The sequence below is a fragment of the Enterobacter sp. QK-SA4 genome, from assembly GCF_056856775.1.
Map to the genome: position 1 here is coordinate 2,303,582 of NZ_JBXFXH010000007.1, position 20,961 is coordinate 2,324,542.

19 protein-coding genes are annotated in these 20,961 nt (G+C 57.4%); 13 read left to right on the top strand and 6 right to left on the bottom strand.

Annotation, left to right across the window (positions count from 1 at the left end; translation table 11 throughout):
• Positions 1-160 precede the first annotated feature (160 nt).
• From opgC to AC1VYI_RS12505, 5 genes are read left to right on the top strand one after another with little or no spacing between them, the layout of a single operon-like run.
• Positions 161-1,378: an OpgC domain-containing protein gene (opgC, locus tag AC1VYI_RS12485; protein WP_226483832.1), complete on the top strand. Its 1,218-nt coding sequence runs from the start codon at positions 161-163 to the stop codon at positions 1,376-1,378.
• Positions 1,379-1,389: 11 nt separating this feature from the next.
• Positions 1,390-2,289 carry a hypothetical protein gene (locus tag AC1VYI_RS12490; RefSeq protein WP_226483830.1) on the top strand — a complete coding sequence of 300 codons (900 nt, stop codon included), beginning with the start codon at positions 1,390-1,392 and terminating at the stop codon, positions 2,287-2,289.
• A gap of 9 nt (positions 2,290-2,298) precedes the next feature.
• A complete protein-coding gene (locus tag AC1VYI_RS12495; RefSeq protein WP_045356175.1) occupies positions 2,299-3,513 on the top strand; it encodes a PP2C family protein-serine/threonine phosphatase in 1,215 nt (404 codons plus the stop codon).
• A complete protein-coding gene (locus tag AC1VYI_RS12500) occupies positions 3,503-3,841 on the top strand; it encodes an STAS domain-containing protein (protein ID WP_023311854.1) in 339 nt (112 codons plus the stop codon). Before AC1VYI_RS12495 ends, AC1VYI_RS12500 begins: the two co-directional genes overlap by 11 nt.
• Positions 3,842-4,267 carry an ATP-binding protein gene (locus AC1VYI_RS12505; RefSeq protein ID WP_047741893.1) on the top strand — a complete coding sequence of 142 codons (426 nt, stop codon included), beginning with the start codon at positions 3,842-3,844 and terminating at the stop codon, positions 4,265-4,267.
• A 28-nt stretch (positions 4,268-4,295) separates the two neighbouring features.
• Here the strand turns inward: AC1VYI_RS12505 and AC1VYI_RS12510 are convergent, their stop codons facing one another.
• Positions 4,296-5,783, bottom strand: a complete 1,488-nt coding sequence (locus AC1VYI_RS12510; RefSeq protein WP_134866174.1) for a UbiD family decarboxylase — start codon at positions 5,781-5,783, stop codon at positions 4,296-4,298.
• 112 nt (positions 5,784-5,895) lie between these two features.
• On the opposite strand from AC1VYI_RS12510, the gene AC1VYI_RS12515 reads away from it, so the two are divergent.
• Complete coding sequence (locus tag AC1VYI_RS12515; protein WP_047741891.1) at positions 5,896-6,780, top strand: LysR substrate-binding domain-containing protein; 885 nt, start codon at positions 5,896-5,898, stop codon at positions 6,778-6,780.
• Here AC1VYI_RS12515 and AC1VYI_RS12520 read toward each other — a convergent pair.
• The 4 genes from AC1VYI_RS12520 to AC1VYI_RS12535 all read right to left on the bottom strand — a co-directional run bounded on the left by AC1VYI_RS12520 (position 6,771) and on the right by AC1VYI_RS12535 (position 10,175).
• Complete coding sequence (locus AC1VYI_RS12520; RefSeq protein ID WP_134866175.1) at positions 6,771-7,682, bottom strand: LysR family transcriptional regulator; 912 nt, start codon at positions 7,680-7,682, stop codon at positions 6,771-6,773. The two genes, AC1VYI_RS12515 and AC1VYI_RS12520, sit on opposite strands and share 10 nt — an antisense overlap.
• A 1-nt stretch (position 7,683) precedes the next feature.
• Complete coding sequence (locus AC1VYI_RS12525; RefSeq protein WP_047741889.1) at positions 7,684-8,670, bottom strand: MBL fold metallo-hydrolase; 987 nt, start codon at positions 8,668-8,670, stop codon at positions 7,684-7,686.
• 141 nt (positions 8,671-8,811) lie between these two features.
• Entirely contained in the window at positions 8,812-9,561 is a 750-nt protein-coding gene (locus tag AC1VYI_RS12530) for a 5'-nucleotidase, lipoprotein e(P4) family (protein WP_264181431.1), read from the bottom strand.
• Positions 9,562-9,647: 86 nt separating this feature from the next.
• The gene (locus AC1VYI_RS12535; RefSeq protein WP_029741295.1) at positions 9,648-10,175 is read right to left on the bottom strand and encodes a GNAT family N-acetyltransferase; all 528 of its coding nucleotides are present in this window, start codon (positions 10,173-10,175) and stop codon (positions 9,648-9,650) included.
• Positions 10,176-10,307: 132 nt separating this feature from the next.
• On the opposite strand from AC1VYI_RS12535, the gene treZ reads away from it, so the two are divergent.
• From treZ to glgX, 3 genes are read left to right on the top strand one after another with little or no spacing between them, the layout of a single operon-like run.
• Entirely contained in the window at positions 10,308-12,095 is a 1,788-nt protein-coding gene (gene treZ / locus AC1VYI_RS12540; RefSeq protein WP_332953977.1) for a malto-oligosyltrehalose trehalohydrolase, read from the top strand.
• Positions 12,092-14,560 carry a malto-oligosyltrehalose synthase gene (treY, locus tag AC1VYI_RS12545; RefSeq protein WP_134866177.1) on the top strand — a complete coding sequence of 823 codons (2,469 nt, stop codon included), beginning with the start codon at positions 12,092-12,094 and terminating at the stop codon, positions 14,558-14,560. The genes treZ and treY overlap by 4 nt, the downstream gene beginning before the upstream one ends.
• Positions 14,561-14,575: 15 nt before the next feature.
• Positions 14,576-16,651 (top strand): glycogen debranching protein GlgX, encoded by a 2,076-nt coding sequence (glgX, locus tag AC1VYI_RS12550; protein ID WP_134866178.1) that lies wholly within the window; start codon positions 14,576-14,578, stop codon positions 16,649-16,651.
• A 2-nt stretch (positions 16,652-16,653) separates the two neighbouring features.
• Here glgX and AC1VYI_RS12555 read toward each other — a convergent pair whose 3' ends face one another.
• Positions 16,654-17,199, bottom strand: a complete 546-nt coding sequence (locus AC1VYI_RS12555; RefSeq protein ID WP_023311843.1) for a winged helix DNA-binding protein — start codon at positions 17,197-17,199, stop codon at positions 16,654-16,656.
• 200 nt (positions 17,200-17,399) lie between these two features.
• On the opposite strand from AC1VYI_RS12555, the gene AC1VYI_RS12560 reads away from it, so the two are divergent.
• The 4 genes from AC1VYI_RS12560 (at position 17,400) to AC1VYI_RS12575 (ending at position 20,775) form a co-directional block, all read left to right on the top strand.
• Positions 17,400-18,122 (top strand): DUF969 domain-containing protein, encoded by a 723-nt coding sequence (locus AC1VYI_RS12560; RefSeq protein WP_045399817.1) that lies wholly within the window; start codon positions 17,400-17,402, stop codon positions 18,120-18,122.
• Positions 18,119-19,105: a DUF979 domain-containing protein gene (locus AC1VYI_RS12565; RefSeq protein WP_047741882.1), complete on the top strand. Its 987-nt coding sequence runs from the start codon at positions 18,119-18,121 to the stop codon at positions 19,103-19,105. The genes AC1VYI_RS12560 and AC1VYI_RS12565 overlap by 4 nt, the downstream gene beginning before the upstream one ends.
• A 9-nt stretch (positions 19,106-19,114) precedes the next feature.
• Positions 19,115-20,110 (top strand): DUF2891 domain-containing protein, encoded by a 996-nt coding sequence (locus tag AC1VYI_RS12570; RefSeq protein WP_134866179.1) that lies wholly within the window; start codon positions 19,115-19,117, stop codon positions 20,108-20,110.
• Between the two features lie 272 nt (positions 20,111-20,382).
• Positions 20,383-20,775: a polymorphic toxin type 44 domain-containing protein gene (locus AC1VYI_RS12575; RefSeq protein ID WP_032668456.1), complete on the top strand. Its 393-nt coding sequence runs from the start codon at positions 20,383-20,385 to the stop codon at positions 20,773-20,775.
• The last annotated feature ends 186 nt before the right edge of the window (positions 20,776-20,961 follow it).

A 20,961-nucleotide genomic window follows, 5' to 3' on the forward strand; every position in this document is an offset into this window, starting at 1 on the left:
AAGTGTCCAGCGCCGTTTTTATTAATGTGTAGCAACAGTTAATTCGGATTTAATTCTACTTAATACACCTCATCTGCCGGCGATAAATTGCAGTTACTATTCCTTTAGTCTATCTACTTTATTTAGACCTTGATTTTCGTTTTCAGGCAAAGGACACACTATGAGCCATGTTGCGCCGCCGATCGCGCAAGCGGATATAGTAAAATCAACATCATGGCGGTATGCCATTGCAGGTGCCCGGGACCTGAGAATTGACTTTATGCGCGGCATTGCTCTCGTCATGATGGTCGTGGCGCATACGGAGGTCATGTCGATATTTAATATATTCTCCTGGGAGCGTTTTGGATTAACCACAGGTGCAGAAGGTTTTGTCATTCTCTCGGGATTTATGTTGGGGATGTTGAATCGCGCTCGCCTGCAAAAGGTTGTATTACTCACGGTTTCGTGGGGGCTTTATCTCAGAGCGTGGAAAATATATCGTGTAAATATCATTATCATAGTGTCGTTTATTCTCCTGGCCTATATCCCGCATATTAATCTTTTCGAGGTCACTCATTTTACCGACCGCTTTTCGGGTGAAAGCTGGTCGCTTTATCCGGTCACTCCGCAAATAAAAGAGACCTGGTTCAACATTATCCTCTATTTGCAGATTGGCCCCCATCAGACCCAAATTCTGGGGCTGTATATCTTTTTGCTGCTACTGAGTCCGCTATTTTTGGGGATGCTACAGAAGGGTAACGTCTGGTGGCTGCTGGGGGCGTCTCTGCTGGTATACGGCCTGTGGCAGCGGTGGCCGCTCCGGCTGACGCCGTCGGAATTCGAATTTGCCTTTCCGCTGCTGGCCTGGCAATTCATCTTTGTTCTGGGCATGGCCAGCGGGTGGTATAAAGCCGAACTGATCTCTTTCGCACGCACGCCTGCAGGTAAAGTGGTGGTGGTTGCGCTGGTGATAGTGGCGCTCATTCTGGGGTTCATAGCACAGAACCATACCAACCCGTTTATGCCCCCCGCGCTGCTGATGCACGTGATTCCGCCTGACAGCTTCAACACCTTTTATCACACCTGGGCGGCGAAAAATGGGCTGGGCCCGGTGCGGGTGTTAAACGACATCGCCCTGATGGTTACCGTCTATCTGGTGCTGACATACTGCTGGACGCCGCTCAACCGCCTGCTGGGATGGTTTCTTATTCCGTTAGGCCAGCACTCGCTTTATACCTTCATTTTGCATGTGTACGTGGTGCTGCTGGTGAGTCAGTTCATCACCTTCGATTTGTGGCGTCATGCCTGGATAGAAAATACGTTAGTGCATGCTGCGGCACTGGGCATTTTGTGGTTCATGGCAAAATACAACGTCGCAGCACGCTGGATACCTAACTAAGGATGGCGGTTATGCGCGGAAAATGGCTCCTGGCGGGCTTCTTACTCGCCGCAATACCCGCGGCGGATGCGGCGCAAAGCAGTGAGAAAGAGACGTTGCGCGATAAGAACGGCGAGCCCGTTCAGGCAGGCGTATTTACCAGCCGGTGGGGGCGCCTGTTCTCAGGAAATGACAAGAAATTTTCAGGCGCCCTGAGCTTTAGTTCTGGGCTGAAAGAGCAGATGGTGAGCGTGCCCAACAGCTCGGATAGTGCCGCTCAGGCGAAAAAAATTAACCAGACGCTGAACCTTAGCCTGCAGTATTCCCCCTACAGCTTCTGGTTTGCCAATATCACCTCCCGGTTGCCGGTCAGAGATACCACCCGCTATACCGCCGATTTTCGCTACAGCTTCGGCTATGACGACTGGCATGCCAATACGTTCAGCCTGGTCTACGGCAACTACGGCGATAACCACTTCTGGACGTCGGGTAGTCGGAGACACACCTATTTCGAGCAGGGCGCCTTTACGCTGGCCTATAAGTTTTCGCTACCGAAACCGGTTGAAAACTCGCTCCTGATTAATAAAGGCGACTCTATCATTTGCCAGGTCGGGTACAGCTGGGTTCCGCGCTACTACGACCTCAGCAGCGATGACATCCGCAAAAATAAAAACGTCATGCTCGGCGGCTGCGGCTATACCTTCAAACAACATTTCTTCGTTCGCGCAACGGCGTTCTGGTTCCCGGACAGCAGCCAGCAGCAGCCCTGGAACGGCGATTACAGCTACAGCTTTGGCTATGCGGGCTATACGCCGGGTTCGTTCTCCATCCAGTACGCAAACTATGCCGGGACGCGCTATCCGGGGCACGGCAACGGTAACGCAAAATTCAGGGAAGGGACCGTGAGCCTCATCTGGTTCTTACCGCTATAGGAGGGATACATGTCAGCGCTGCACGTGTTAATCGTTGAAGATTCGCTGATTTATCGTAGGTTACTCTCCCGAATGCTCACCCAGTGGGGGTATATCGTGAGCGAGGCGGAAAATGGCGTCGCCGCGCTGGAAATATTGTCCAGCCAGCCGATCAGCATGGTGATAAGCGACTGGGAGATGCCGGAAATGGACGGGCTTACGCTCTGTCAGACGATCCGCAGCCGTCAGTTTGGCCACTATGTGTATATCATTCTGCTCACGGCCCGCGAGAATGCAGGAGATTTAACGCAGGGTTTTGATGCCGGGGCGGATGATTTTTTAAGCAAACCTGTCGAACAGGCTGAGCTACGGGCGCGGCTCCATGCCGGGGTACGTATTTTGACGCTGGAAGCGACCCTTGCGGCGCATAATAAGCGCCTGAGTGAAGCGTTACGCCAGATTGAACAGGATCTTGAACTGGCGGCGCGCGTTCAGCACTCGGTGCTGCCTTCACACCGCCTGCGCTTCGGGGACTACTTTTCCGACTGGCTTTTCTTACCGTCTGCCTGGGTATCGGGCGATGTCTTCAATATTTTTCCTCTGGACTCTCATCTGGGGTTCTATTGCGTGGACGTGTCCGGTCACGGCGTGGGGGCCGCGATGATGTCCCTGGCCGTGGCGCGTCAGTTCCTGCACGGCCGGGTGGTGGACCGTTTTTTGTTTACCGCAGAGGGCGGAATTCAGTCGCCTGCCGAGGTCGTCAGAATACTGAACAGCCGCTTTTGCAGTGAAGAAAACGACATCACCAGCTATTTCACCATCATCTACGGCGTGATCGACCCCGTTAGTGGTCAGGGACTGTTGTGTCAGGCGGGGCATCCTACTCCCGTGATTGTGAACGCAGAGAGTGCCGTCACTTACGTTGGCGAAGGTGGACCGCCTGTCGGACTGATGCCCGACCTGAGCTGGGAGGACGTCGCTTTTACCCTCAATCCAGGGGATCGCTTATGCTTATTCAGTGACGGCATCACGGAGTGTGAGAACAGCGATGGCGAGCAGTTTGGCCCGCAACGTCTGGAACGCTGGCTTCATGAGCATGCCCATCTGCCGGTTGACGAGCTCCTGCCGCGGTTCGGCCAACACCTGACCGGCTGGCGCAATGCAAATAGACATGAACCGACCGCCTTAACCGATGACGTTTCACTGTTAGCGATTGAGCGTCAGGGAGAACAGAATGATTATTAACACTGAACGATTACCGCATGCCAACATTCTTACGCCAGCGGTCCGGCGGCTGGATGCGTCCATTGCCGCGACGTTTAAGGCTACTGTCACGGAAGAAATTGGCAACGATCGTAAAGCCTTAATTGTCGATTTTAGCAAAGTGGACTTTATCGACAGCAGCGGACTGGGGATGCTGGTGTCGTTGTTTAAGCTGATGAACGGTAAGGGCGAAATGGCGCTGTGCTCCCTGAATCCCGGGATCATGAATATGTTCACCCTGACCCGAATGGATCGCATCTTCCGCATCTATCCGGATAAAAACAGCGCGCTTGCGCAGCTGGGGCAGTAGATGCAGACGCCGGAGCATGCGGAATTTCCGGCGGAGCTCGGCTCCCTGACGCCGCTTGCTGGCTGGCTGGGAGACCGTCTGAGCGCGCTTGCCGTTGACGATGAGTGGCGTTTCGCGCTCGACCTGGCCGTCTGTGAAGTGGCGACGAATATTATCCGGCACGCGCTGCATGAGGATGCCTCACGCGCATTTAGCGTAGAGTTCGACATCCGGGACCATAATGTCCGCGTTGTCTTTACCGACGCGGGCGATGCATTCCCGCTGGAGCGGCTTGAGGCCGCCCGACGAGACCGCTTCTGCGAAATCTCGCCGTTACTGGAGAGCGGCAGGGGGCTGATGCTCATTTTGCTGAGCGTCGATCGTTTCTCGGTGGAGAGAAAGGCAGATAAAAATATTGCCACGCTTGATAAGAAAATCAGCGTATGACCTGCTGGCCATACGCCCGAAACTTTCCCTATTTCTTATCAGCGAACAGCTCCGGCGCCCACGGACGCGGATCCACTTCCATAAACGGCGCGCGCTCGAAGCGTTCCTTCAGCGCCCACGGCACCGTGCAGTCAAAGATGGTTTTGCAGGAAATGCCGTTTCCGCGAATCGAAGTGCTGTAATCCGGCGACTGGGACGGATCCAGCTGGTGGCCGCGGATCCCCGGAATATTGGTGATGCTGACATCGCCCTGCATGCGGGTGGTCATCGCCCACAGGATGTCGTCGCTGTCGAAAATATCCACGTCTTCGTCGACAAGAATGATGTTCTTCAGCTCCGAATAGGTGGCTAAGGCAATCAGCGCCGCCTGGCCCTGACGTCCTTCGTCTGACGGCTGGCGCTTTTTCACCTGCAGGATCCCGAGGAATTTACCGCCGCCCGCGGTATGCGCATAGACGTTTTGCAGGAAGCCCGGAATCGCCTCTTCAACGGCATTGCGGATGCTGGCTTCCGTCGGTAAACCGGCCAGGGTGGTATGCTCTTCTCCCGGTCCCACCAGCGTTTGCAGGATCGCGTGGTTTCGCATGGTCACCGCTTTCACTTTGATCACGGGCAGGGACGGGTTCGCCTCGCCGCAGTAGCCCGGGAACTCCGGCATCGCGTGGCCGGTATTGGTGTGCTGATCTTCTCTTACGCGCACGCCCGGAAGCAGTTCGCCCTCGATGATGATTTCCGCCCGCGCGATCGCTTTCTCTTTTACCGCCACGCCCTGCACCAGTTCGACCGGCTGCTGGCGCAGCGCCCCGGCGACGCCCAGCTCGTTGTAGCCAAACGGCGTGGTGGGCGCCTCAAAGCACGCGCCGATATAGATGGCGGGATCGAGACCCATATTGATCGTCACCGGCAGCGGTTTTCCGGCCTCTTCCGCCTTTTTGCGGAAGACTTCGATGTGGCGACCGGCGGCAAGGAACATGGAAAGCTCGTCGCGCTCCTGGACGCAGAGGCGGTGAATGGTGACATCCGTCAGCGAGCTGTCTTCCGGATCGCTTGCCAGCACCAGCCCCAGACAGAAGAACGGGCCGGCATCAATCGGCGTGTTTGTCGGTGCCGGAAGCAGCTTGCGCAGGTCGAAGTCAGGATCGTCTGCGTAGAAAACCTGTTCCTGGCAGGGCGCCTGCGAGGCCGGAACGACAACCGGCGCAACCGGCTTTTTCACCGCCTGGCCGACGTGTTTTGCCAGCTCAGAGGGCTCGCAGCCCAGAAGGAGCGCCGCGCGCTCGCGGCTGGCGTGCATGCCCACCAGGATGCGGGAGCCCGGATAGCCCTTCACGCTGTTGAACATCATGGCCGGTCCCGTACGGGTGGGACGTTTTACCGTGCCGCCCGCGCCTATATGGCGGTAGACTCCCGCCAGCTCCGCGTTGGGATCGACCGGATAATCAGTTTCAAGATACTGCCCTTCGTGGCTCTGAAGCAGGGCGATGGCGCTGCGGAGATCGTTAATCTTGTTTTTCATATTTTACTCCCTCGGTTGAATACCTCCATTTTTATGGCAATGACCAATATCATCAATTGCATCGTTAATGCTAAATTGATAAGTAAATCCATATCAAAAAAGGAAGCGTTCCGTGCAGTTTCGTCAGATGCGCCATTTCATCGTGGTGGCCGAAGAGCTCCACATGCACCGGGCCGCTGAGCGTCTGAACATGGCGCAACCGGCCCTGAGCCAGCAGATAAAGGCGCTGGAAGAACGTTTAGGCGTCACGCTTTTCAGCCGGGCGAACCGCCGCTTAACCCTGACGCCTGCGGGCGAAGCGTTTCTGGTGAAAGCCAGGCTCGCCATTTCCCTCACCGAGCAGGCGGTTCTGGACGCCAGGCAAACGGCAAGGGGCGAGCAGGGGGTATTAAATCTGGGGTGCGTGTCGAGCGCGATGTTTGACGGCAGGCTGCCCGCCGCGCTGCGCCAGATGCATACGCGCTGGCCGGCCATTACCATGTCGCTGGTGACGGGAAACGTGCAGACGCTCTACGCGGCCGTGCAGAGCAACCAGCTCGATGTGGCTATTATCCGGGCGCCGCTGCCGTCGCTGCCTGACGATCTGCAAAGCCGCCCGTTCACGTCAGAGAAAACGGTGCTGGCGCTGTATCGTCAGCATCCGCTGGCGGGATCTTCCGCGCTGACTCTTTCGTCGGTGAAGGACGAAAAGTGGATCTCCCTGCGCGACCCGGAGGGAATGGGGCTGGAACAGTATTTTTATGACGCCTGCAGCGGGGCGGGCTTTCAGCCGGACGTGGTACAAAACGCGACCGACGTGCCCACGGTGATAAGCCTGGTCTCGGCGGGGTTTGGGCTGGCGCTGCTGCCCGCGTCGGCAAAGGCGGTGAGCGTCGAGAACGTGGTTTACGTGGACATCCTCGACCGGCTCCGTGAAAGCGAGCTGACGCTGGTTTGCCACCGGATTATTCGCTCAGAAGTGCTTAAAAAATTCCTGATTACCCTCGATCAGACCTGACGCCCGGCGGCCTGCAGCAGCTGCTCGCGCAGCCAGGCATTCGCCGGATCCTGGCTGTTTTTCGGGTGCCAGTACATGTAGATGGTAATCGGCTGGAGCGGCAGCGGCGGCGCAAAGAGATCCAGCGTGCTGGCAAACTGTTTCAGCATCCGTTCCGGCAGGGTGCACACCAGGTCGGTACCGGCAACAAGCGCAGGCGCCACGGCGTAGCTCTGCGTGGACATCGCGACGTACCGCTGGTAGCCCAGCCCGGCCAGGGTTTGATCGACAAAGCCGGTAAATGGATCTCCCGCCGATGACACCACCAGATGAGAAAGCGCGCAGTAGCTTTCCAGATCTAACGCTCCGGTCCCGCGCGGATGGCCTTTGCGCTGGGCGGTGGCAAACGTATCGTCGAGCAGTTTGCGTCTCACCCAGCCGTCATGGGCGCCCGCGCTTACGCCGATGTAGATATCCACATCTCCGTTTTCCAGCTGCTGCGCCAGTTCGGACATCTGTGGCAGGGCGAAGCGCAGGCGAATATCGGGAGCAGCGGTACCCACCTGGTTAAGCAGCCCGGTGCCCAGCATCAGCGCCGGGTTTTCGTGCAGGGCGATAACAAAGGTCCGGGTACTGGTCTGGGCATCAAACGTAGTGGGGGCAAACAGCGCGCTGATGCCGCGCAGCACGCTCTCCACCTGAGGCTTAAGCGCTTCCGCTCGCGGCGTGGGCAGCACCCCACGTCCATGTGGGGAAGGAATAAACAGCTGTTCGCCAAACAGCGTTCGCAGACGCGCGAGACGAGCGGACAGCGCGGGCTGGCTGATGCCCAGCCGCGCGGCCGCATGGGTGATATTCCTGTCCTGAAGCAGGGCGTCCAGGGTCAGGATCAGGTCTATGTCCATGTCAGGGCTGGGCGTCATCTTATTTCGCGCTGCCGGCGTCCCGGTTGGTATAGGTCACAGGGACCCAGGCATAGCCGCCGTTTTCGCCTTTGGTGACATACCCGATACCCGGGAAAGGCAGATGGGGCGCGGCGACCAGGTCTTTATTTTTCACAAAGTCGGCAAACGCGTGTTCGCGCACGCTTGCGGCTTTGTTCTGATCTTCATCGTAGGTAATGGTCACGTCAGGCTGCGGGAACTGTACCGCCGCGGCATGAATGATGTCGCCTACAAAGGTGATCTTCTCGCCTTTGCTCGTCAGCGTGTAGAAGGCTGAGCCGGGCGTATGGCCGGGATGAACCGTGCCGGTCAGCCCCGGGAGAATCTCCGATGTGCCGCTAAAAGGCACCACTTTACCGGCGTCAAGATAGGGTTTTAAGGTCTTCTGCGCGACGTCAAAGTAGTTCCTGCCGTAGCCGGTTTTTTTCTGATTCTCGTCGTTAAAGAAAAAGTCGACGTCCGGTTTACCAACGAAAACGCGCGCGTTGCTGAACACCACCTTGCCGTCTTTCACCAGGCCGCCCGCGTGATCGGAGTGGGCGTGGGTCAGCAGGACTTCAGTAATGTCCTCGGGTTTTACCCCCTGGGTGGCGAGGCTCTCAATCAGACGTCCGCCGTTGCCGGGGCCAAAGAGCTGGCCTGAGCCCGTATCTACCAGAATTTTATGTCCGGGCATCGCAATCAGGAACGCGTTAATGGACACTTCAGGCGGGTTGGTCTGGAAATTTTTCGCGAGCAGCGCATCGATTTTTTGCGGCGTTGTCCGGCGCAGCAGCTTGTGCAGATCCTGCGCGACGGTCCCGTCCGTAAACGAGGTGACCAGAACGTCGCCGACCTGAACGCTGTATCCGCCCGCCGGTTGTTTAACGACGTGCTGGGGCGTCTCTGCCGCCGCCTGCAGCGCAGGGTAGAAAAGCAATGAACTGGAAATCAGCGTAGAAAGAGCAAGTTTTTTCACGGTAAGCATACGAGTCTCCTTTGAAAGCGCTCATCTTACTTCTTCGTAAAATTATAAGAACCTGCCCAGAAATGATAGGACCTATAAACGCAGTGGATAGCACAGCGCAGAAGCCGGGTGGCGATGCTGCCTTTCCCGGCTCGTAACACGTTATTTTTTCAGAGGTGCGTTCCAGCTGTCCGGCGTGGCTTTGGACCAGGAGCCATAAGCGGCATTTGGCAGCACAATCCAGTCGTTACCGAAGTGTTCCGCGCTGGCCTCAACCAGCTCACGCTGCTGCTCGCTCGGCTTTTTATTTTTAAACTGAACGGCGAAATCCGGCAGGCTGTCGCCAAAAAGCATCACGATCTGCTGCTTTTTGAGGATGCTCTGGCGACGCTCTTCCTTGCTGACCGTGTCCAGAAGCACGCTTTCATCGGACACCTGTGGAAGTCCCAGAGCTTTTAACGTCCTGAGCGTATCGGCTTTGTTTTCCTGCATGCGGTCCGAGACATAATAGATACGGACCTTGCTTTGATTCACATGGTCAAGAAACGCTTTTGCGCCCGGAATTAAGCCGGGTTTTCCCTGTTTCTCCCAGTCGCTCCAGGTGTCCCATTTTGTATAGTCGTGGCACTGCTCCACGTCGCGCACCAGTAGAGGGGTGTTATCCAGCACAGTTTCATCCAGGTCCATTACCACGGCGTAATTTTCAGGCGTTTTCAGCTCTTTTACCTTTTCGTTGAAACGCTCGGTGGCAAACCGATACGTCTGCAGCTGAAGGGCCACGATCTCTGCCGATTTCTGCTGATAGCGCAGCGCCATTTCATACGCTTTGGGTTCACACAGCTCGCCCCCGGCGGCCGTCGCCGCTGCCGTTGCACTCAAAACAGGTAATGCCAGCAGTAATGCCTTAGCCATTGAATTCACACTTCTTTCCTCAACACCGTGGTTAAAATCCCGAAAGCGTAATGAAATTCAATGACAGAAATATGAAGGCCGCGCCGTTAGACCAGCATGTAATACCAGAACAGGGCGATCTCGTCCTTTTCCGGTAAGGCGTTGTAGAGATAACGATCGTATCCGCCCAGGGTAAACCCGTAGTTGCGGTAAAACAGACAGGCAGAAACGTTCACATTTTGTGTTTCAAGCCGTAATCCCGGCGCGTTTACGCTGCGGGCCCACACGTGCGCGGCGGCCATTAATTTTTGCGCGGCGCCGGTTCTGCGTTTCGTGCGTTCCACGGCAATGTAATCCACCGAGATAAACTTATTCCAGCCGATCGACGCGGTAATAAATCCCGCAATTTCCCCGTCATCCGTTTCGGCAATAAGAAATATGGCGTCCGGATTAACGCAGTGGTTTTCAAGGGTTTGGATATCGAGCTCGTAGGTTTTAATCCAGGGCACGGCGACGGCTTCGATATGCAAATCGCAGTGGATAAAGGGCTCTCGCGCAATGTGGCTAATGGTGAAAGAAAAGTCACAGCATTCAAGGCGCGTGAGGTCGGTACTGAGTCCTTTTCGAATCTGCATAGTATTCCCGGTAGTGAGTAATTTCATAAAGAATAGACGAAGCGGTTAAATTCGCTGGCCTAACACACTTTTAATCCTGAACTAAGCTTGTACTTCGTTCCGCGTAAAATGTGGGTCATTCGAGGACAATGAATGGAATTCAGGACATTTCAAAAGCAGTGGGGTGCTGAGTTTATTTCCGATGACGCTGTACGTTTTCGCGTCTGGGCAGAAGGACAGAAAGAACTTACGCTACGTCTGGCGGCCGGCGACGTGCCGATGACGGCAGCTGGCGACGGCTGGTTTCAGGCAGACATATCCGGCGTCACGCACGGTGCAGAATATCAATTTGTTCTGCAGGACGGCATGACGGTGCCCGATCCCGCCTCGCGCGCGCAAAAGGGCGACGTTAACGGCCCCTCCATCGTTATCGATCCCCAACGCTATCAGCCGGTCAACCGGGACTGGGCAGGGCGGCCGTGGGAAGACACGGTTATCTACGAGCTGCACATCGGCACGTTTACCCCGGAGGGCACCTTCCGGGCCGCCATCGACAAGCTGCCGTATCTGGCAGAGCTCGGTATTACCCAGCTTGAAGTGATGCCCGTCTCTCAGTTTGGCGGTACCCGCGGCTGGGGGTATGACGGCGTGCTGCTGTACGCCCCGCACTCAGCCTACGGTACGCCGGAGGATTTCCACGCGTTTATCGACGCCGCGCACGGGCTGGGGCTTTCCGTGGTGCTGGATATCGTGCTTAACCACTTCGGCCCCGAGGGGAACTATCTGCCTCTGCTGTCGCCCGCGTTCTTTGATGCAGATCGGATGACGCCGTGGGGCAACGGCATCGCTTACGAACGCGAGCCGGTGAGGCAGTACATCACCGATGCGCCGCTCTACTGGCTGACGGAGTATCGTCTGGATGGCCTGCGCTTTGACGCCATCGACCAGATTAAAGACAGCGCTGAGACGCACATTCTGGAGGAGATTGCCGCTAAAATCCGCGAGGCGATCCCGCACCGCCACGTTCACCTGACCACGGAAGACAGCCGCAACGTGATTTTCCTGCATCCGCGCGATGAACAGGGCAACACGCCGCTGTTCACCGCCGAGTGGAATGATGACTTCCACAACGCTGCCCACGTGTTTGCCACCGGCGAGACCCACGCGTATTACCAGGATTTTGCCTTTGAGCCGGAGAAAAAGTTCGCCCGGGCGCTGGCGGAAGGCTTTGTCTACCAGGGCGAGATTTCGCTGCAAACCGGCGAATCCCGCGGGGTGGAGTGCCAGACGCAGCCGCCGCAGTTCTTCGTCGATTTTATTCAGAACCACGATCAGACCGGGAATCGCGCCCAGGGCGAGCGGCTGATCGCCCTGGCCGGTGCCGACAAGACGCGGGTGCTGCTTGCAGCGCTGCTGCTTTCCCCCCATATCCCGCTGCTGTTTATGGGCGAGGAGTTTGGTGAAACGCACCCGTTCCTGTTCTTCACCGATTTTCACGGCGATCTGGCAAAGGCGGTGCGGGAAGGGCGCGCGAAAGAGTTTACCGGCCATGCCGGGCACGATGAAACCGTCCCGGATCCGAACGACCTGAACACCTTCATCCGTTCAAAACTCGACTGGAATAAGATTGCCACCGACGAAGGCAAAACGTGGCTGCGCTTCACGCGCCACCTGCTGACGCTGCGTCATCGCCATATCGTTCCGCTTCTGCGTCATGGCGGCGCCGTTGAGGGCAAGGTAATCAAGACCGCGCCCGGCATGGTGGCGGTGAGCTGGCATTTCCCGTCGGGGACGCTCTCTCTGGCGCTGAATATCGGTAATAAGCCCGCCGCGCTGCCCGATCTCGCGGGTGAGACGCGCTTTGCCTGGCCTGAAGTCACTGACGTTTTACCCCCGAACGGTATTGTCGTTCGCTTTGCTGATGGAGAAGCATCGTTATGATCCCTTCCGCCACGTACCGCATCCAGTTTCGTAACGGCATGACCTTCGACCGCGCTGCGGCGCTGGTGCCATACCTGAAAGATCTCGGCATCAGCCACCTCTACGCATCGCCCGTGTTTACCGCCACCGCGGGTTCCACCCACGGCTATGACGTGACCAACCCGAATGAAATCGACCCGGCGATCGGCGGACGAGACGGTTTCGACCGCATGGCCGCGGCGCTTAAGCAGGCCGGCATGGGGCTGATTCTGGACATTGTCCCGAACCATATGTCCACCTCGCTGGAAAACGCCTGGTGGCGAGACGTAATTGAATACGGCCAGCAGAGCCGCTATTTCCGCTATTTCGATATCGACGGGTCGCGCCCGCTAACGCTGCCGTTCCTCGGCGACACCTTTGAGGCGGAGCTGGAGAAGGGGGCAATCACGCTAAAGCGTGACACTGTCACAGGTAAGGCCGCGCTGGTTTACTATGACGCCGAGTACCCGCTCAACCCCGGCACGTACAGCGAGGAGAAAAGCATTGCCGAACTGCACGACGCGCAAAGCTGGCGCCTGATGTCCTGGCGGGAAGCGCCGAAGCAGCTGTCGTGGCGGCGCTTCTTTGAAATAACCGGGCTGGTCGGCGTTCGGGTAGAAGATGAGGCGGTCTTCGACGATACGCACCGGCTGATCCTGGAGCTGGTCCACGCGGGCGTGATGGACGGCCTGCGAATCGACCACGTCGACGGCCTGGCCGATCCGCTGGGCTATCTGCAGCGCCTGCGGCAGAAAACCGGGCCCGACTGCTATATCACGGTTGAAAAAATTCTCGCGAAGGGAGAACAGCTCCCCGCCGACTGGCCGGTATCCGGCACCACCGGCTACGAGTTTATCGCCTCGCTGGCGGAAGTGCTGGTCGACGATGATAACCTGTCGCGCCTGGAGACCATCCACGACGAAACGCTGGGGATAACGGTCGATCGCCACGCGGAACTGCGCGATGCCAAGGGCCTGATGACCGATCGCAATTTTGAGGGTGAGTTCACCACGCTGCTTAACCTTGCTGACGATCTGGCCCGCCGCAATGAGGTTGCGCTGCCGCGCGAGGAGATCCGCCACGCGCTGCGCGAGCTGCTTATCGCCTTTCCGGTCTACCGCACCTACGGCACCCGGGAGGGATTAACCCCGCCTGACGTGGTGCTGCTTAACCGCGTGGTCGCCAGCGTGGAGACGTCTGAAGCGGCGCTGAGCCTGCTTGTGCGCATTCTTACCGGCGACCTGCCGGAAGATTGTCGCGAGTCCGCCGCGCTTTTCAGAACCCGCTTCCAGCAGCTTACCGGACCGCTGATGGCGAAGTCCGTTGAAGATACGCTGTTCTTCCGCCACAACCTCGAGCTGGCGCTCAATGAAGTGGGCACCGACCCGACGCCGCGCGCGTTTTCATTATCCCGCTTCCACCAGGAGATGCGCATTCGTCTGGCCCGACAGCCCGACGCGCTGCTGGGCACCTCCACGCACGATACCAAACGCGGAGAAGACGCCCGGGCGCGACTCTACACCCTGACGGAAGCGCCTGAACGCTGGGGTGAGAACCTGGCCCGCTGGCGACAGATGAACCAGACCCAGGTACGTTTTCTCAATGACGGCACAGCGCCGAACGCCGCCGATACCTGGATGATCTATCAGGCGCTGGCGGGCGTCTGGCCCGCCACGCTGTCTCCGGACGACGCTGAAGGGCTTGCATCACTGGAAGCGCGTTTTATCGGCTTCCTCGAGAAAGCGCTGCGCGAGGCAAAACAGCGCACCGACTGGATCGACAGCAACGAGAGCTATGAGAGCGTGGTGCTGAGCTACGCGCGGCACCTGCTTTCGCCGGACAACGCGCTGTTCCTGCATGATTTTAGCGAGGCGATGCAGCCCTTTATCCGGGCCGGGCTGATGAACAGCCTCAGCCAGACGGTGATCAAGCTGACGGCTCCCGGCGTGCCGGATATCTATCAGGGCAGCGAGGCGCTTAACTTTAGCCTTGTCGACCCGGATAACCGACGGGAGCCGGACTTCAACGCGCTGGTGCACAACCTCAGCGCGGCGGATGCCACGGTGTTTGACAACCCGGCCTGCTGGCGAGACGGGCGCGTTAAGCAGTTCGTTACCGCCACGCTGCTGCGGCTTCGACCACACTACGACGCGCTATTCCGCTACGGCGACTGGCTTCCGCTTAAGGTCTCCGGCGAGCGCGAGGAAAACCTGATCGTCTATGCGCGCGTTGAGGACGAGGAGGCGCTGATTGTCGCCGTGCCGCGTCTGGCTTTTGCTATCACCGATAACCATCAGCTGTGGGTAAATACCGCGGTAGCGATACCCGACGAACTGGTCGGGAAGCGCTATCGGGACCTGTTCAGCGGTGAAAGCCGCATTCTGCAAGAGACGCTGGATTTAACGTCAGAAAAGGGATGTGTACTGGTTCTGCTTACCTGCGAATAATCGTGGAGAACGAAAATGGCAAAGGATATAACGTTTGAAATTCGGGCCGGTCATGGTCAGCAGTTGGGAGCGAATTATGACGGAAAAGGGGTTAACTTCGCGCTGTTCTCCGCTCACGCCGAGCGTGTAGAGCTCTGTCTTTTTGACCCGTCCGGAAAAACGGAAATCGCCCGGCTGGAACTGCCGGAGTATACCCATGAAGTCTGGCACGGCTATGTGCCTGACCTGAAACCCGGTGCGCTGTACGGCTATCGCGTCTACGGCCCCTACGATCCGGAAAACGGTCACCGCTTTAACCCGCATAAGCTGCTTATCGATCCGTATGCCCGTGAACTGGTGGGCGATATCGACTGGAACGACGCCCATTTCGGCTATGAGCTGGGGCATGACGAGTTAGATTTGAGCTTTGATACGCGTGACAGCGCGCCGTTCACGCCGAAATGCAAGGTTATCGACCCGAACGCTTTCGACTGGCAGGACAACAACCGGCCAAACGTGCCCTGGCCGCATACCGTCGTCTATGAGAGTCACGTGAAGGGCTTTACCCAGATGAACCCGGCCATCCCGCCCGAGCTGCGCGGGACGTTTGAGGGGATGGGACACAAAGCCTCGGTCGACTACGTCAAGAGTCTTGGCATCACCTCGGTGGAGCTGCTGCCGGTTCACTGGTTCCCCGACGACCAGCACCTGCTCGACCGCGGCCTGAAGAACTTCTGGGGCTATAACACGCTCGGCTTTTTTGCCCCGGCGTCGCGCTACTACGGCCCGGCGGGGATCCAGGGCTTTCGCGACATGGTACGCGCGTATCACGATGCGGGCATCGAGGTGATTCTGGACGTGGTGTACAACCACACGGCGGAGGGGAATGAGCTTGGCCCCACACTCTCGTTTAAGGGGATTGATAACTATAGCTATTACCGCACCCTGCCGGACCAGCACAGGTACTACATCAACGACACCGGGACGGGAAACACGGTCAACACCTCGCACCCGCGCGTGCTGCAGATGGTGATGGATTCCCTGCGCTACTGGGCGGAATCGATGCACATTGACGGTTTTCGTTTCGACCTGGGGACGATACTGGGCCGCGAGCCGGAAGGGTTTGACCCGCGCGGCGGTTTCTTCGACGCCATATCGCAGGATCCGGTGTTATCGAGACTCAAGCTGATTGGTGAACCCTGGGATATCGGTCCCGGCGGGTATCAGGTCGGCGGTTTCCCGCCGGGCTGGGGTGAATGGAACGACAAATACCGCGATACCGTACGCGAGTACTGGAAGGGCGATAACGTCTCCACCGACTTTGCCGCACGCCTGCTGGGCTCCGGGGATCTGTACGATCTGCGCGGGCGTCGTCCGTGGGCCAGCGTTAACTTCATCACCGCTCACGACGGCTTTACGCTGAATGACCTGGTGTCGTACAACGAGAAGCACAACGCCGACAACGGTGAGGACAATAACGACGGGCATAATGACAATCGCTCGTACAACTATGGCGAAGAAGGGCCGACGGAGAACCCGGATATTATTGCTACCCGCGAACGACAGAAGCGTAATTTCCTGACCACGCTGCTGTTTTCCCACGGCACGCCGATGCTGCTGGCGGGGGACGAGTTTGGCCGCACGCAGAAGGGCAACAACAACGGTTACTGCCAGGACAGCGAGATCTCGTGGATCGACTGGAAGGGGCTATCCGAAAACGACGCAGCGCTGCGCGAGTTTACCCGGCGGTTGATTGCCCTGCGCGCTCAGCAGCCGCTGCTGCGCCGTGAGAGCTGGCGCGACGGGCTGGAGATCCGCTGGTTCAATGCCGGAGGCGGTCCGCAGCAGGCCGAGCAGTGGGACGAAGACTCGACGCTTGGGGTCTCCATCAGCAGGCCGGATCTGCGGCAGGAGGACGGTATCTGGCACGACGTGCTGATGCTGTTCAACCCGTTTGAAGGCACCGTGCCTTTCCAGATCCCGCAGTTTGGCGAAGGGGGATGGGTGCTGGAGTTGTCTACGGCAGATGGCGCTGCCGCCGGGACAGCGTTCACCGAAACCGTAGAGTACGAACTGGCCGGACGCAGTATTACGCTGTTCAGACGTCCTTAGCCCTAGAGTGATGCCGCCGCGCGGGCGGCGGTGTCATACAGGGAGGAGATCGTGCGTAACAGCTGCGCGGTTTCGCCAATCGACTTTCCGGCTATGCCGCTCTCCGCGTGGATCGCAATCAGACATGCTTCCCGCACGTCCCGGTACTTCATGCACAGCGCTTTCCCTTCCTCCGTGGTAGAGAAAAAGAGTTCTTTACCCGCTTTCTCGCTCGTCACGTAGCCCGCTTTGACCAGCTTTTTCAGGGCATAGGTCACCACGTGGGTATCTTCCACGTTGAGGACGAAGCAGATATCGGCCAGCTTTTTCTTGCGGTCGCGGTGGTTCACATGATGCAGCAGCGAGACGTCAAATGCGCCCATATCGGGTTCGCCGGCTGCCGTCATGCAGCGCACCATCCATTTATTGAACGCGTTGCTGGTCATGATCAGCGCGTACTCCAGCTCTGACAGCTCCGCGCAGCGCTCGGACACCAGATGGCGGGAAGAGACGATCCGGCCATCGTTGATATCGTCGCGATCGGGTGAAGCACTCTTTTTCGAGGTCATAACGTTCCTTAGCCAGAAATGTAAACTCATCGATAAAATAAGAACATTTTATTGATAATTTGTTTACATGTTTTTGAGGTTCAGATATAGCTTTTTAGCGCAGGTTTTGTGAAGCCTGCCAACAAAACACAACATCGCTCGCCGCAAATTAAAAAAATAGCCGTCGGCGCGCAACGCTCACTTTCGATAGGGTAAACGTTATGGACGGTACTACGCTGTTGCCGCTGATCGGGATACCGATCGTGGTTATTGGTTTTGCACTGCGCTTCAACCCGCTGCTGGTGGTCGTGGTGGCGGGGCTGGCAACGGGTCTGCTGGTCGGTATGGATTTCGGGATGCTGCTGGAGACCTTTGGCGAAAAGTTCGTGAATAGCCGATCGCTGGCGACCTTCATTCTGATCCTGCCCGTGATTGGTCTGCTGGAATATTACGGGCTCAAGGAGCGTGCCCAGGCCTGGGTGGCGAAGATCGCCAGCGCCACCTCGGCGCGAATTCTGATGCTCTATTTTGTCGCCCGTGAAGGCACCGCCGCGCTGGGGCTGATGTCGCTGGGCGGTCATGCTCAGACGGTGCGCCCGCTGCTGGCGCCGATGGCCGAAGGAGCGGCGCTGAACGAATACGGCGAGCTGCCGCAGCACATCCGCGACAAAATCAAAGCCCATGCCGCCGCGTGCGACAACATCGCGGTCTTCTTTGGGGAAGATATCTTTATTGCCTTCGGGGCGGTGCTGCTGATCGACGCGTTCCTGAAAGAAAACGGTATTCCGGGCATCGAACCGCTGCATATCGGTCTGTGGGCTATCCCAACCGCCATCGCGGCACTGGTTATTCATATGACGCGCCTGCTGCGCCTCGATGCCAGCATCCGTCGCGACGTGATGGCCTGGCGTGCTGAGCAGGACACGCAGGAGGCCGCGCAATGATGACGCTTATTACCATTAACCGCGTGTACTACCTGATCGGCTTCGTCGTGATGCTGCTGGTTGTGATGACCCTGCGCGATCGCGCCAATCCGAAGCGTTTTACCACGGCGCTGTTCTGGTTTTTATTCGGCGGGATCTTCCTGTTTGGCGATCTGATGGTTCAGGAGCTGGGCAAATCGCTGGCGTACCGGATTATCGGCGGGGGCGTTATCGCTATCGCGCTGCTGGCGGGGTTTGGTCTCGTCGGGAAAGGGCACTATAAAATGTCCACCGAAGACGAACGTCTCGCGTCGTCAAACCGCCTTAAAAACTGGCTATTTCTGCCCGCGCTGATGATCCCGGTGGTGACGGTTATCGGGACGCTGTTCCTGAAGGGCGTGTCGATTGGCGGCGTTTATCTTCTCGACCAGAAGCAGCTCACCCTCGCGGCGCTGTGCGTGGCCTGCGTCGCGGCGATCCTCACCGGCTGGTGGCTGACCAAAGGCACGCCGCTGCACGCCATTCGTCAGTCTCGTCGTCTTGTCGATACCATCGGCTGGGCGGTGATCCTGCCGCAAATGCTCGCCATGCTCGGCGGCGTGTTCGTAGCGGCCAACACCGGTGATTCGGTGCAGAAGGTGGTGAGCCTGTTCGTTAACCCGGATAACCGCTTTATGTTGGTGGTGATTTACTGCGTGGGGATGGCGCTGTTTACCATGATTATGGGGAATGCGTTTGCGGCCTTCCCGGTGCTGAGCGCGGGGATCGCCTTGCCGTTTCTGATCAACGTGCATCACGGCAACCCGGCGCCGCTGCTGGCAATTGGCATGTACGCGGGCTACTGCGGCACGCTGATGACGCCGATGGCCGCGAACTTCAATATCGTTCCCGCCGCGCTGCTGGAGCTGAAAGACAAATATCAGGTGATCAAGATCCAGATCCCGACCGCGTTAACCCTGCTGGTGGTGAACGTGTTCCTCATGTATTTCCTCGTGTTTCGCTAAGGAGCTGTTATGGAATTAACGCAACATCAGGCTGACGCGTTTGCCCGCATGCCTTTGACCTATTTGCGCCAGGAATACCCTAACCACATCATGCACCTGCTGAATGATGATGGCGACGTTCTGCCGCCGCGCGAGCTGCACCCGGTTTTCTATGGCTGTTTTGACTGGCACTCGGCGGTACACGGCTACTGGCTGCTGCTGCGCTGCGTGCGCCTCTACCCGGCGCTGCCGTGCCGGGACGCGATCGTCGCGCTTGTCGACGAGCATCTGACCGAAGAGAACGTGGCGAAGGAGCTGGCCTATTTCACCGCGCCGTTCCGCGCCTCGTTTGAGCGCCCGTATGGCTACGGCTGGCTGCTGGCGCTGGCCCAGGAGCTAAAGCAGTCGTCGCTGCCGCAGGCCGCAGGCTGGTATCAAACGCTGGAGCCTTTAACCCAGGATATTCGCGACAGGCTGGTGGATTATCTCGGCAAGCTCACCTATCCGATCCGCGTCGGGACGCACTACAACACCGCGTTTGCCCTGGCGCTGGCGCTCGATTACGCGCGAGCCGTGGAAGACAGCGGGCTCGAACAGGCGATTGTGACGGCGGCGGAGCGGTTTTATCTCGCCGACACGCGTTATCCGGCCCACTACGAGCCCGGCGGTGATGAGTATATTTCCGGGGGGCTGACGGAGGCGCTGCTGATGAGCAAAGTGTCGGAGAGCTTCCCGGCCTGGTTTGACGCGTTTCTCCCGGAGGTGGGCGCCGTTACGGCACTGATGAACCCGGCGGAAGTGAGCGACCGTACCGACCCGAAAATTGCCCATCTGGACGGATTAAACCTCAGCCGCGCCTGGTGCATGAAGCATATTGCCAGAGCCCTCCCTGTTAACCATCCGGCACAACCAGCGCTGCGCGAGGCGGTGACGAAGCATCTGGCCGCAAGCGTAGAGCATGTGGTCGGCAGCCACTACAGCGGCGGGCACTGGCTGGCGAGCTTTGCGCTGCTGGCGCTGGAGTAAACGAACGCACCGTCTTTCTTGCCGGGTGGCGCTGCGCTTACCCGGCCTACATTGTGCAAAGCTTCCTTGTAGGCCCGTGCAAGCGTAGCGCCGCCGGGCGAATCAGGCTGATGCCCGAACCGCAGGGCGCAGCCTAAATTTCTTTGATTTTTAATGCGGTTAATATCTTAATCGGTTATTTTTCAGTCATTTGTCTCGAAACAGATATCTTTTTTACTATCGCAAAAGTGTACGATACGCGGTCATATATCCTTGTGAAAAGAATGGTTAATATGGCTGTTATACCTTTGTTACCAAAAGAAGGAATCGCGCTTGCATTAGCAAACATGAGGATTGCAAGAGCGCATGGTATGAGTAGAAATATGGCTATTCCTACAACCTATCTTTGGTTTTATCAAAAAGTAAGAAATAAGGGGCCATGGGATTACAAGCAGGGACACCCTGAGTTAGCGAACTTTGGGAACTTCAATTATGGTTCGGCTGGCTATGCTGCCGGGATACCATCAGAAACGTTATTGATGGGGGCAGGATGGGCGCAGGAAAGAGCTAAAACCTCCAAAAAGAAATGGGGACACTGGTATCAAAAACCGCCATATGGGGATGATCCTCACGATCAGTTTTGGATAAGTCAAGGGATTGAATATGCAAAGAAACACGGTTATTAAACGGCTTCATTGTTTACTCACAACGATTTTATTGATCGTTGTTTGTGGGTTTCTGACATATCAATACTATTTTAATGCACCTACTCACGATAGCTTTGTCAGCAAACAGAAACTATCTGATACCGTCATGACCTGCCCCCCGTTGATTAGTACACCCCGATGTTAGTAATGTCTTCATAAGCCACA

Bases quoted from the DNA above. Each gene is read 5' to 3' on its own strand.
- opgC (WP_226483832.1), top strand. From the start codon at position 161: ATGAGCCATGTTGCGCCGCCGATCGCGCAAGCGGATATAGTAAAATCA.
- AC1VYI_RS12530 (WP_264181431.1), bottom strand. From the start codon at position 9,561: ATGGCTAAGGCATTACTGCTGGCATTACCTGTTTTGAGTGCAACGGCA.
- treZ (WP_332953977.1), top strand. From the start codon at position 10,308: ATGGAATTCAGGACATTTCAAAAGCAGTGGGGTGCTGAGTTTATTTCC.
- AC1VYI_RS12560 (WP_045399817.1), top strand. From the start codon at position 17,400: ATGGACGGTACTACGCTGTTGCCGCTGATCGGGATACCGATCGTGGTT.
- AC1VYI_RS12570 (WP_134866179.1), top strand. From the start codon at position 19,115: ATGGAATTAACGCAACATCAGGCTGACGCGTTTGCCCGCATGCCTTTG.
- AC1VYI_RS12520 (WP_134866175.1), bottom strand. From the start codon at position 7,682: ATGACGCCCAGCCCTGACATGGACATAGACCTGATCCTGACCCTGGAC.
- AC1VYI_RS12495 (WP_045356175.1), top strand. From the start codon at position 2,299: ATGTCAGCGCTGCACGTGTTAATCGTTGAAGATTCGCTGATTTATCGT.
- AC1VYI_RS12555 (WP_023311843.1), bottom strand. From the start codon at position 17,199: ATGACCTCGAAAAAGAGTGCTTCACCCGATCGCGACGATATCAACGAT.
- treY (WP_134866177.1), top strand. From the start codon at position 12,092: ATGATCCCTTCCGCCACGTACCGCATCCAGTTTCGTAACGGCATGACC.
- AC1VYI_RS12565 (WP_047741882.1), top strand. From the start codon at position 18,119: ATGATGACGCTTATTACCATTAACCGCGTGTACTACCTGATCGGCTTC.
- AC1VYI_RS12505 (WP_047741893.1), top strand. From the start codon at position 3,842: ATGCAGACGCCGGAGCATGCGGAATTTCCGGCGGAGCTCGGCTCCCTG.
- AC1VYI_RS12575 (WP_032668456.1), top strand. From the start codon at position 20,383: ATGGCTGTTATACCTTTGTTACCAAAAGAAGGAATCGCGCTTGCATTA.
- AC1VYI_RS12535 (WP_029741295.1), bottom strand. From the start codon at position 10,175: ATGCAGATTCGAAAAGGACTCAGTACCGACCTCACGCGCCTTGAATGC.
- AC1VYI_RS12500 (WP_023311854.1), top strand. From the start codon at position 3,503: ATGATTATTAACACTGAACGATTACCGCATGCCAACATTCTTACGCCA.
- AC1VYI_RS12490 (WP_226483830.1), top strand. From the start codon at position 1,390: ATGCGCGGAAAATGGCTCCTGGCGGGCTTCTTACTCGCCGCAATACCC.
- AC1VYI_RS12510 (WP_134866174.1), bottom strand. From the start codon at position 5,783: ATGAAAAACAAGATTAACGATCTCCGCAGCGCCATCGCCCTGCTTCAG.
- glgX (WP_134866178.1), top strand. From the start codon at position 14,576: ATGGCAAAGGATATAACGTTTGAAATTCGGGCCGGTCATGGTCAGCAG.
- AC1VYI_RS12525 (WP_047741889.1), bottom strand. From the start codon at position 8,670: ATGCTTACCGTGAAAAAACTTGCTCTTTCTACGCTGATTTCCAGTTCA.